The following is an 11,304-nucleotide window of genomic DNA, read 5'->3' as shown; positions in this document are numbered from 1 at the left end:
TTGAAAAAGATTGTAACGTGATGTTGATCTAAAATATTTGTTTTGGGACTCAGAATGTAATATCAGGGAGTTGAAACATATGAAACGCATCTCTACTTTTCTTTTGGCCATGCTGTTGATCGGATGTCAGGGGGAACAAAACGGTTCCCCGGAGGCAATCTCCGATAATAACCCTGCGGCAGAGACTGGTGAAGATTCTTTGTCGTTTTCCAGCCAAAAAAACGAACCCGATACGACAACGCAGTCCGCGCTGGAAGGCATGGGGGCAGTGGTTGTACCTAATCCCAATGGTGGAATCAAAAGTGTTATCTTCGAAGGATCGAACCTGAATGAAGGAGCAATCACCCTGGTTACACAGATTCCCGAGCTGGAAATTCTGTCCCTGAGTGGAGTTTCGATTAAAGACTCAGATCTGGATGGAATTGGCAAGCTGAAGAATCTGAAAGTGCTTCTTTTAGGTAGTACTCCGGTTACGGACGCCGGTTTAATCCACCTTGTTTCACTGTCTGAGCTTGAAAGGCTTGGACTTGGCGACACTCAGATAACAGACGCCGGTCTCAAACAACTTCAGAGTTTGAAGAGCTTGAAGATGTTGTTTCTCGGCAAAACAGGTGTGACGGACAAAGGCATCGCGGCTTTTCGGGAAGCGGTGCCCGATTGCCAGATTGAACGATGAACACTATTTTCTGAAAAGCGAAAAGATGACTAATTATTATGAAGAGTGCGTTTCGCCATCATATATCCATTCTCTTGAATTCATCATCAATTGGTCCACTTTCCGGATCAGTATATCAAGTTCTTGAGTCGGTTAGGCGGAATTCATCCGTCATCTCTGCTTTTTCGTCTCATCCAGCGAGAGTAGATCATTGTCAGAATCACAAAAGAAAACAGAGAGATTACTCCTGATTCCGTATTGTGGTCACCGAACTTTTTCTGCAGTCTCGGAAAGACGCTTTCCAGAGTGAATTTAAGACCAAAAACAAAGGGCATCAATAACAATATCGGGATATACTTCTTCAAGAATCTGCGTCCTTTGAAGTAGCTTATAGTGTCACAATTCAATCACTATATATTCGTGATTATAGAGATTCAATTTCGTTTCGGGCCTAAAAAATTTCTCTTGACGTGCCAGGCAGCTCCGCGTCCAGTCATTCAGCGAGTTTGAAAGATGAACAATAACTCTGAATCATCGAATGACGATCTCCTCGAAAAGGTGATGCCTGAGCAGCAACTGCAATGGTTGTATAATACGCCACTTTCGATAAGCACGCTATTCATTTCTGCTATCTATTCCGGGGCTGCTTGGACGTTTGTCGCAGTCATCCCGCTGTACGGTTTCGCTGCAAATAGCGCGTTGAACGGCGAGTGTTTTCCAGACAGAATAAGGGGTCAAGACTCTTTGTTTTTATCAATAGTTAATGGGCGTCTGGTTTGCTTTGTCCTGCGAGGCCCAGGCGGTTGAGCATGGGGCCGATGGTCAGGCCGCCGACGAGGATGGAGAAGGCGACGACGACGTAGGTCATGGTCAGGATGAGTTCGCCGACGGTATCGTACTGCGATTGCTGGGAGTGGATCTCTTCTTTGAGCGAGAGGGCGAGGGCCACACTGATTCCGCCGCGGAGACCGCCCCAGGTCATGACCTTGATCGCATGCGATGTGAACTGTCGGCCGGCCAACTTCTTCAGGGTGGTGATCACCGTGCCCACTGAGAGGAACCGCGCCAGCAGTGCCGCGGGGATGGCCAGCGCACCGGCGAGCAGATATTTCTCATGGAATGACAGCACCAGGACCTCCAGGCCGATCAGTACAAACAGTACCGCGTTCAGCAGTTCGTCGACCAGCTCCCAGAAGGTGTCCAGGTGATCGCGGGTTTTGTCGGACATCGCCAGTGTGCGGCCGTGGTTACCCAGGATCAGCCCTGCGACCACCATCGCCAGCGGCCCGGAGAGGTGCAGCTTCATCGCCAGCGCATATCCGCCCGTCACAATCGCCAGCGAGATCAAAATCTCCGTCGCGTAGTGATCGATGGATCGCAACAGCAGGAATGCGAGCAGCCCCAGCACAAAGCCCAGCGCAATGCCGCCGCCGGCTTCGAGGGCGAAGAGCTTTGCGACGTCGCTGGCGTTCGTCTCTGCGACCTCTGTGTCTGCTTGAGCCTCGTGCTGAGGTTCCTGTTCGCTCTGCTGAACGACCTGGCTCGACTCCTGCTGCTGATTTTCGTCTGCGTGCGACTCGCCATGCCCGCCCAACCCAGCGATGCCCAGAAGTGCAATAAAGACCACCACGCCGACGCCGTCGTTGAACAGCGACTCGCCGGCGATCTTGGTCTCCAGCGACTTGGGGGCACCGAGGCTCTTGAAGATTCCCAAGACCGCGATCGGGTCAGTGGGGGCGACGATGGAGCCAAAGATCAGGCAGTAGATGAAGCGGACTTCGATGCCGAGCCAGCCGGTGATCACGAAGGTGAGTCCGCCGACGATGAATGTCGTGGCGAGGACGCCGATGGTCGCGAGCAGGGCAATGGCCGCGGTTTGCTCCTTGAGGTCGTTAAGGTTGACGTGCAGTGCCCCGGCAAAGAGCAGGTAGCCGAGCATGCCCTGCATCAGCGTCTGGTCGAAGTCGATCGAGCCGATAAGCGTTTCGGCCGCGGTGAGCACCGTCGCCCCGGGCACGATCCGATCGATCAGCAGCAGGGCGATTGCGTGCAGCATCGCCAACAGCATCAGGCCGACCGTTGTGGGCAGCTTGAGCAGTTTGTGGTTAATGAATGCGAAGGCCGCTGCGAGGGCTACGAGTATGCCGGCGATATCGAAAAAGTTCATGAGCGATATTATAGGGACTTGAGCCGGGAAGAAAAGGAGTCTGGTGGTTTCGCGGTAGAGAAAAAACAACAGGCTTCGGTTGGCCAGGCTGATCTGTTCCCGGCTCAGGAAAGCCGTTCAGGTTCTACTTAACAATTTTCATCTCTGGGGCTGCGTTGCGCTCTGGTAAAATACGTGCCTAGTTTCCTGAGTACGGTGCCGGTTCTGAAGCAGAGTCTGTCCTTCAATTATTTTTGATTCTGCATCGATGGGGCTGACGATCTGGCATTTTGTGAAACGGCGTGGGGGCGTCAAGTGGAACGGGTGTGTTGACTGGCTCCGAGTGTGCAGTGAAGTGGGGGGGAGTCTGCTGTGAAATGCTCTGAATGTGCTGCGAAATGATTTGAGATTGTACGAGACAGCGGGAACCGGTTCATTCTGTTCCGGTGAAAAGCGGGAAAAATCGACGTCGATTCAGGTGGATCTGAGTCACAAGTGAGACAGGTTCCGGTGCACGCATCATCCGCCTCGCGCGCGAAGCAGAATTACAACAGACGACGGATTGATGGAAGCAGTGCTGGATTCTGGCGAACGAAAGTTAGCAGACTGGTCTGAAGGGACCGATAACTTTTTTGCGTCCCTGGAAGACGATACCGAACTGCTCTCGTTCTGACTGTGTTTAGAATGCAGTCTCGTATATCAAGAGTTGAACAGAGAACCGCGAGTGTATCAGGTCAGTAATTGCTGGACGGGGCCGGTGCTGTCGGCGAAGCGGTCGAGCTTGAGGCCCATGACTTGTGCGTGGGTGAGCCAGAGGTTGGCCAGGGCCGTGCCATCTGAGCAGTGCAGGTGCTGTCCGGTTTTTAATTGTCCTCCACCCGAACCGGCGACGACGATGGGCAGGTCGGTATATTGATGTGTCGCACCGTCTCCCAGACCTGAGCCATACGTGAAGATGGTATTATCCAGCAATGACGTTCCATTCGCCTCGCGAATGGCGTCCATCTTCTCAACGAGATAAACAAACTGTTCCATATGGAATCGATCTACCTGCAGCAGTTCTTTCATGTACTTGTTTTGATTATGCGACATCTGATGATGGCTCATCGGTTTGTCGAACAGCGATTCGTAGCGCATGGGGGTATCCCAGCGTTCGGGGCCAATCATCAGCGTGGCCACATTGGTTAAACCAACCTGTAGTGCTGACACCATCAGGTCTCCCATCAGACGAATATACTGGCCACGGGGGAGTTGTGAGTTATCTGGTTCTTTGACAGAAGCTTTGCCTATTTCATGTTTGATCTGATCGAGTTTGTCCATCTGCTCTTCGATCGTCCTGATGCCATCGAAGTACTCCTCAAATTTCTCACGGTCTGCCCGGCCGAGTCTTCTGTTTAGTGAACGGGCATCTTCGAGAACCAGTCCCGTGATGTCGCGAAACGCCTGATTCTCCTGTGTGCCGAACAAGCGGCGGTAGACTTTCCGTGGATCGCGCATCGAAGGCGCGACATGTCCCGTGCCATACCAGGAGATATTGTCAAAATAGATTGACTCTTTGTTGTCCCGATGGCTGTTGCAACTCAGCTCCAGGGTGCGGAAGGGAGTCTGCTCCCCGACGTAGTCCGCAATGATATGATCGAGCGTACGCGCCAGGGGGTACACTGACGACTTGACCGCATGGGCAGTGGCGCTGCTTAAAAAACAGGAGGCGCATTGGGCGTGCACATCGCTTCCATGCTTGTAGAAGCGATCCATGCCAGTGATGAGCGTGATTTTCTGCTTTACTTTTTCGAGTGGTTGCTGAGTGGGCGTCAGTTCTTGCAGAGTACGCAGCCCCACTTTCAGGCCGGTTTCCCGGGTAATCTCTTCCTGACTGCTTGTGAATTTGGGAATCGCCGCATTCTGTTCGCCCGGAAAGAAACCGCGACGCACCACACCAATGGGCACATAGAAGACCGCCAGGCGTTGAGCCGGTTTCGGAGGATCTTCAGAGTGTGCGAGACTTTCCAGCCAGGGCAATGCCAGTGTCGCACCTGCTGCTCCGCGGAGAAATGATCGCCGACTGGTTTTCATCATCATTCTGCCATTCTACGCTAACATGTTACGGAATATTTTCAGGATGAGTTTGCTGATTTAATGACACAGCCTGGTTTCCCTGCCTGACTGTACCCTGTGAGAAAGGGCGACTTAATACGATTTGTTTGATGAGAGACTGGAAGCGGTAATCTGCGGCTGCTGTTTCCGTCACAATCTTTTCCAGAGCGAATGAATCAGCAGTTCCCATTTCGCGTCCCAGGGCAAATGCAAGCAGATGTGCTGCAAACGCGCGGGTAAAGCGATCCTTTTCGGTCAGCAAAGCATCTTTGAACTCGATGATATTTGCGAATTCATGTTTGCTGAGCAACTTGCCACTGGCGTCGACCATTCGCCCGTTGGGGTATGTTTTACGCCAGAGGCCGGCTGCATCATAATTTTCTAACGCAAAACCTAGTGGATCGATCCGCTGGTGACAGCCAGCACAACTGGCATGTTCTCTATGGGCAGCGAATCGCTCACGCAATGTGAGGTTTTCTTCGCCAGACTTCGGCTTGTCTTCCAGTAAGGGGACATCAGCGGGCGGAGGTTTGGGGGGATCGTTCAGAATGACGCCCGCAATCCAGGCACCGCGGGTAATCGGCTGAGTTCGCGTGGCATTCGATGTCATCGTCATGACGGCTGCGTTGGTGATGACTCCGCCCTGCCGCCGGTTTTTGACAGGCACACGTCGAAATTGCACTGTCACCGGTGAGCCTGGATTTCCGCGCGTCCCATTGCGGTACCAGGCATCCAGCAAATCACTACGATAACTGAAGTCGGAATCGATTAACTTGAGGACGGACTGATCTTCAATCAGTAAGGTTTCAAACAAGAGTAATGGCTCCAGCATCATATGCATACTGGCGCGGTACTTGGAAAAGTAGAACTGCGGGTACCGCTGACGATCAGGAGTGGAAGAGATAATGCGTTCCAGTTGCAGCCATTGGGTGGGAAAGCTGTCGCAGAATCGCTTCAGGCGTTCGTCATGCAGCATGCGGTCAACCTGCTCGGTTAGCACATCAGGCTCATGAAGTTTTCCAGCCGCAGCCAGGTCGAGCAGGGGCTGGTCAGGAATACTTCCCCAGAGGAAAAACGAGAGACGCGAAGCCAGACTGAAATCATCAATGTCTGTCTGATTCGGAGTGGCTCCCTCGGCTGGCTGATCATACAGATAGAAAAACTGGGGCGAAGCCAGTACCGCTGCTGCCGCTTCCTGCATACTTTCCGTAAAAGACTTTTGTTGTTGTATCTGACTTATAACATACGAGGTATAACGCTCCACAAGTTTGTCGCTGGCAGGACGTCGAAAAGCGCGTGTCAGAAATTTCCTCAAGCGTGCTTCCACGATCGCCTGTGTTTCTTCCGCTGTCCCTTCTGCCGGAGGTGCAAAGAACTCCTTCCAGATACCACAGGTTTTGGAGTTGAAGTCGGTACTGAAGACAATGGAACGGCTCAGTCTCAGAAATGATTCCAGCAGTAGTGGGGAAAGCGAAAGGTGATCGGCTCGATTATCAAACCCGTTTTCGGCCCGCAGGTCCTGTGGAAATGCAGCTACTCCGCCCAGGCGTTTTTCGATCAACTGCGACTTGCCCAGCGGACGACTGCCGACTCGCACCTGCTGAGGCATTTTTCCGGTTTGTGGCTGAAAGTAATTGTCGTACTCCCGCATCATCCGTTCTGGGAGTGAGAAGACTTCCACTTTCAGCTGGAACAGATCCTGAACGGCATTGTTGTACTGAAACCGGTTCATTCGCCGAATCGGTGTGCCCGGCACGTTCTCCGCTGATTCAATCGATTGCTTCAGGTATGTTTTCAGACTGGCTACCAGTTGCGTACGCGTCATTTCAGAAAGAGGCTGTTCACTTTCAGGTGGCATGTATCCGGAGTCGATCGCGTCAATTAAATCCTGCAACGTTTCCGGAGTGCTTATCAGCTGATCGGAATTTTCCAGTCTGAGCAGATTGACTTCGCCTTCAACTTTTCCATTCTTGCCGTGACATTTAACACAGAACTGCTGAAAGGCCGGCTGTATGATGGTAGAGAAAGTGTCAGTCTGTGGATCAGACGCAGGCTCAGCTCCCTGGCTAAACAGGGGCGAAAGCCAGATCGCCACAAAAACACTGTTAAACGAAAATCGTGATATCAAGGTCGCCTCTGATCCGGGATTCACCAATGAGGATATGACTAAGCTCGTTCTATGTATAACTTGCCGTTTATATATTAGCTCAGCTCCCCCACGATGTCTATTACGGAGTGGATATCTCCTGATTTTGTGGGAGTGCTCAATATACAGCCTTGGGTTGAAGGCAGAGTGCAGGCAACAAACTGCTCTTGATTTTCTGTTTCAGCTTAGCCATATCCCGCTGCGGTACTTGTGCCTGTCTGTTCGTGTCTGGTAGATAAACCAAACCGTTCTGATACAATCAAAGATCTCAACTGCTTAAAGTTATCATACCAGAGCCGAGGCGCAGGGCATTCCAATGACAGATCAACGACCAAACATCATATTCATCATTACCGATCAGCAGCGCTTCGATACGATTCATGCTGCCGGCTATGATTTTATGGAAACGCCCCACCTGGATCGTCTGCATCGCGAGGGAATTGTATTTAACAACTGTTTTATCACCGCTGCTTCCTGTGCTCCTGCGAGAGCATCGCTCTTTACAGGTCATTATCCACACACGACGGGGATTCTGAAAAATGCAGATACCTGGAAGCATGGCTGGATCGAAAACCTGCAAGAGGGTGGTTATCAGACGGTCAATATCGGCAAGATGCACAGCTGGCCCTACACGACTCCTCTGGGATTCGATCAACGGTATGTTGTGGAGAACAAAGATCGCTACCTGGAAGGTCGTTACTTCTACGATGAGTGGGACAAAGCCTTACGAGCCCGCGGTCTGGTGAAACAGCAACGGGAACTCTACCGCCAGTTACCTGATTACAGAGAAAGCCTGGGCGCCTTTGACTGGCTGCTGGATGAGGATATGCACCCTGACATGTTCGTGGGGAACATGGCGGTCGACTGGATCCGCAATTACCCCGTGAGTGAACCGCTGTTTCTGGAAATTGGGTTTCCCGGCCCGCATCCTCCCTATGATCCGATTCCGCGGTACACCGAGTCTTATCTGAAGAAAGATCTCAACATCGCACCTGTTCTGGAAAGTGATCTGACACACCAGCCGGACCCGTTGAAGGCGATGCGAATTCATAACAACGAGGTTGATCATGACTCAGTCGTGCATCTCCTCGAACCCACGGAAGAACAGCGGCACCGACAGCGCGCCTATTATCTGGCGAACGTCACGATGATTGACGAAAAGGTGGGGGAGATTATGACTGCTCTGGAAGAGAAGGGACTGCTCGACAACTCAATTGTGATCTTCAGTTCCGATCATGGCGATTGCCTGACAGACCATGGACACAGTCAGAAATGGACCATGTATGACGTTATTACACGTGTGCCGATGATTATCTGGGCGCCGGGTCGCTTTGGCGAACCGCGGGCGATTGATGGTCTGGTTCAGCAGATGGATCTGGGTCCCACATTGATGGAGCTTGCTGATATCCCCATCCCGGAACCAATGGCAGCACGCAGCCTGTTGCCGTTGCTGGAATCAGGTCCTGAAGCGGCGTCATGTTTACGTGACGTCGTTTTCGCTGAACAGGCCAAAGACGGTATTCTGACAACCAGCAAGTTTATGACCATGGTGCGGACGCAGGATTGGAAACTGGTTCACTTTCTGGACGAACCGTGGGGACAGTTGTTTGATCTCACACCCGATCCCCTGGAGGTAGACAACCTCTGGGATGCGCCGGAACATGCCGAAAAGAAGAAAGAGCTGCTCGCCATCCTCCGCGAGTGGCGTATTCGCGACAGTTATGAAAACTCTGACCTCTGGGAAGAGTATCGGTAACACTGATTATCAGCTATGAAGCTTGATCTGTGACTAATTATCTGATTTCAGTCAGGCTGATCGCTGGCAAAGCTATATACCGTATGTCACGTAAAAAAAGAGCCACTTGCGGCGAATCGCAAGTGGCTCTTTTTATAGTGGCGGGTGTCACTTTTGAGCTGGATATCAAGTTGAAAATGATTTCGATAAGTCCCATTGAATACGATATTTGGGAAGAGCCGGTCCGAGAGACTTTCGCATTGGAAATTCCCTGAATCGGACACAGTCGGACTATTTTCGGACTGAGTATACACATCTGAATCCCATTACTCTCATAAGAAGTTCTACATCAGGTGTGATAACACCCACCCGATTGATTGGGATCGTGTGAGGAATCAACCGCATGACGCGAACCGAGGAGTTGAGCTATGCCACTCGCTTTGCTGCAGACGGTGTGGTGTGCTGTCGCGGCCTGCTGGACCGGTCTGGACTTGAATACGCGGAGTCAGCTTACCCGGTGGTCAGGAGCCCTGGCTGGTGCTGGACTACGACCTGACGCGGCGCCTGATCAATTCTCCGGATCTGTCGAAGGATTTCAAAAAGTGTGTAGTGGGAGCATCCAATGATAGTTCGGAAGCATCAGCTTCAGATTTGCATCCTGTTTATCAACATCTGCATACCACCGATCCCCCCGAACACACTTCCCTACGCTCGCTGCTTGCTACGGAATTCACTCGCAGTCGAGTCTTACAAATGCGCCCTCAAATTCAGGAAATCGCAGATCGACTGATTGCTGATATGACTGCAATGAGGGAGGCAAACCTGCTACAGGTGTTTGCTCACCTTTTTCATTGCATGTCATCTGCCAGTTCCCGGGGGTGCCGGAACGCGACATAGAGCTGATTGGACTATGGTTACAGAGGTTGAATCAGGCTGATCTGGAGGGGACCGCAGTTGCACGTGAGATCGCTGCGAATTTTCAGAATTACCTGTTGGATCTTGCTGTCAGGGAGTGTGATTCAAATTCTGACACCTTATTCAGGCGTCTGGTAACGCGTCATGCTGATGGTGATCTCTCGGAGAAAGATTTGATTTCCAGCAGTTTTCTGCTTTTATCTGCAGGATACGAGACGGCTATGAATCTGATTGGAAACAGTGCCTTGACACTGTTAACGAATCGTGGGCTCTGGAATGAGATTCAAAGTGGTCAACATGAGCTGGCAACTGTAGTGGAGGAACTGTTCCGTTGGGAGTGCCCGTTGGAGTTCAGTACTCTACGCGTGGCGATCAGGAAGATCGAACTTCAAGGTGTCAGTATTGAGCCGGGTGAAAAAGTGCTTTTCTGTTTCTATGCGGCAAACCGCGACCCTCAATATTTTATGGCAGGAGAACAGCTTCAATTTCAATGCAGGCATGCAACGGCTCACATGTCGTTTGGCTTCGGCATGCATTACTGTCTGGGGGCAGGTTTAGCGCGACTCGAAAGTGAAGTTGCTATCTCATCACTCCTCAGAACATTTCCCGAGATGCGTTTGAATCCGGAGCAACCAGAACCTCGGTGGCTTCCCGGATTGACGATGCGCGGTTTAGATCAACTCCCCGTTCGATTCGATTCAGAAGGTTTATTACCTGAGGGAAGCGAGTGAAGGCGTGCGTTATAATAAACCCGGCTGGCACTCGTCCAGGCGCTACGTTTCCTGACAAATTTCTATTCTCTCCGGGTGAAGTGATGGACTTCTCGATACACCTGCGTGGTGACGAAGCGGTTTCCGTCCAATGTCAGCTCGATTTGCAGAATTGGCGCGTGGACCTGTTCCAGGCAAAATACGTCCTGACCCAAGGGCGGAGACGCGCCGACGAAATTCCGATTGACTATCGGATTAATATCTTTCGTCCGGAGAATTGACGGGGAGAACTCGCCGGGCGGGGAGACCTGTAGGTTGTTTCGGCCTCGGCGTTTCAGAACGATCGCAGGCTTGTCACCGACCGCATGCAGCGGGATGGCTTGCGGGTCTGGGTTGGGTTTCTGGTATTTCGAACCCGGTTCACGAGAGTAATCGTCAACTGCAGGCCCGGGCAGTGGATGCCTGACGATATGGTGTGACCGGTCTGGTTCCCTGGCAGATGGTCGATAAATCGGGGAAGGCGTTGCAACAGGCCGACCAACAGGGGCTGTTCATCTTCGATTAAACACCGGAGGAGAAAACGGTGATCTGCCACTCGGCTCGTCTAAAAGCCTGTCGTGAAGCGGAGCAATTCATTGAATTCCTGACCCTGATTCAGCAGCAGCAGGGCTGGACAGCCAGTCAGATGCGAGTCTTTATCGAGCACTACGTCACTTTGACCGGGTTGGTGCGTTAGCAAAACGATGACGATGCTGGGATAGCGGAATAGGAACGGCAGACACTGTTAGATTTTGATCGGTCGAGACAGGCATCCACTGTGCTGTTGCGTTAGTCGTTCATGCTCACGATAAATCCGCTTGCTTTCTTGCTTTTCCTTTCCACGTCAAAGTTGATAACATATGT

At 51.7% G+C, this 11,304-nt stretch carries 10 protein-coding genes; 7 read left to right on the top strand and 3 right to left on the bottom strand.

Annotated elements, in window-relative coordinates; genetic code table 11:
- Window positions 1-79 precede the first annotated feature (79 nt).
- Window positions 80-676 carry a leucine-rich repeat domain-containing protein gene (locus F1728_RS05045; protein WP_155363182.1) on the top strand — a complete coding sequence of 199 codons (597 nt, stop codon included), beginning with the start codon at window positions 80-82 and terminating at the stop codon, window positions 674-676.
- A gap of 739 nt (window positions 677-1,415) precedes the next feature.
- On the opposite strand, the gene F1728_RS05040 is transcribed toward F1728_RS05045, so the two are convergent.
- The 3 genes from F1728_RS05040 to F1728_RS05030 all read right to left on the bottom strand — a co-directional run bounded on the left by F1728_RS05040 (window position 1,416) and on the right by F1728_RS05030 (window position 7,023).
- Window positions 1,416-2,822 carry a cation:proton antiporter gene (locus F1728_RS05040; RefSeq protein WP_155363181.1) on the bottom strand — a complete coding sequence of 469 codons (1,407 nt, stop codon included), beginning with the start codon at window positions 2,820-2,822 and terminating at the stop codon, window positions 1,416-1,418.
- Between the two features lie 708 nt (window positions 2,823-3,530).
- The gene (locus tag F1728_RS05035) at window positions 3,531-4,880 is read right to left on the bottom strand and encodes a DUF1552 domain-containing protein (RefSeq protein WP_228030510.1); all 1,350 of its coding nucleotides are present in this window, start codon (window positions 4,878-4,880) and stop codon (window positions 3,531-3,533) included.
- A 22-nt stretch (window positions 4,881-4,902) separates the two neighbouring features.
- Window positions 4,903-7,023 (bottom strand): DUF1592 domain-containing protein, encoded by a 2,121-nt coding sequence (locus F1728_RS05030; RefSeq protein ID WP_228030509.1) that lies wholly within the window; start codon window positions 7,021-7,023, stop codon window positions 4,903-4,905.
- Between the two features lie 334 nt (window positions 7,024-7,357).
- Here F1728_RS05030 and F1728_RS05025 point away from each other — a divergent pair, with 334 nt between their 5' ends.
- The 6 genes from F1728_RS05025 (at window position 7,358) to F1728_RS05005 (ending at window position 11,137) form a co-directional block, all read left to right on the top strand.
- Complete coding sequence (locus F1728_RS05025; protein ID WP_155363180.1) at window positions 7,358-8,797, top strand: sulfatase family protein; 1,440 nt, start codon at window positions 7,358-7,360, stop codon at window positions 8,795-8,797.
- A 382-nt stretch (window positions 8,798-9,179) separates the two neighbouring features.
- The gene (locus tag F1728_RS05020; RefSeq protein ID WP_155363179.1) at window positions 9,180-9,332 is read left to right on the top strand and encodes a hypothetical protein; all 153 of its coding nucleotides are present in this window, start codon (window positions 9,180-9,182) and stop codon (window positions 9,330-9,332) included.
- Window positions 9,314-9,673, top strand: a complete 360-nt coding sequence (locus F1728_RS32495; RefSeq protein WP_390643488.1) for a cytochrome P450 — start codon at window positions 9,314-9,316, stop codon at window positions 9,671-9,673. Before F1728_RS05020 ends, F1728_RS32495 begins: the two co-directional genes overlap by 19 nt.
- A 26-nt stretch (window positions 9,674-9,699) precedes the next feature.
- Window positions 9,700-10,422, top strand: coding sequence for a cytochrome P450 (locus F1728_RS05015; RefSeq protein ID WP_155363178.1), 723 nt, complete (start codon window positions 9,700-9,702; stop codon window positions 10,420-10,422).
- Window positions 10,423-10,505: 83 nt separating this feature from the next.
- Complete coding sequence (locus tag F1728_RS05010) at window positions 10,506-10,682, top strand: hypothetical protein (RefSeq protein ID WP_155363177.1); 177 nt, start codon at window positions 10,506-10,508, stop codon at window positions 10,680-10,682.
- 302 nt (window positions 10,683-10,984) lie between these two features.
- On the top strand, window positions 10,985-11,137 hold the full coding sequence (locus F1728_RS05005; protein WP_155363176.1) for a hypothetical protein: 153 nt from the start codon (window positions 10,985-10,987) through the stop codon (window positions 11,135-11,137).
- The last annotated feature ends 167 nt before the right edge of the window (window positions 11,138-11,304 follow it).

This window comes from Gimesia benthica (assembly GCF_009720525.1).
Classification (GTDB): Bacteria; Planctomycetota; Planctomycetia; order Planctomycetales; family Planctomycetaceae; genus Gimesia; species Gimesia benthica.
This window is presented reverse-complemented; position numbering and strand designations above follow the sequence as displayed.

Bases quoted from the DNA above. Each gene is read 5' to 3' on its own strand.
- F1728_RS05025 (WP_155363180.1), top strand. From the start codon at position 7,358: ATGACAGATCAACGACCAAACATCATATTCATCATTACCGATCAGCAG.
- F1728_RS05040 (WP_155363181.1), bottom strand. From the start codon at position 2,822: ATGAACTTTTTCGATATCGCCGGCATACTCGTAGCCCTCGCAGCGGCC.
- F1728_RS05035 (WP_228030510.1), bottom strand. From the start codon at position 4,880: ATGATGATGAAAACCAGTCGGCGATCATTTCTCCGCGGAGCAGCAGGT.
- F1728_RS05020 (WP_155363179.1), top strand. From the start codon at position 9,180: ATGACGCGAACCGAGGAGTTGAGCTATGCCACTCGCTTTGCTGCAGAC.
- F1728_RS05045 (WP_155363182.1), top strand. From the start codon at position 80: ATGAAACGCATCTCTACTTTTCTTTTGGCCATGCTGTTGATCGGATGT.
- F1728_RS05010 (WP_155363177.1), top strand. From the start codon at position 10,506: ATGGACTTCTCGATACACCTGCGTGGTGACGAAGCGGTTTCCGTCCAA.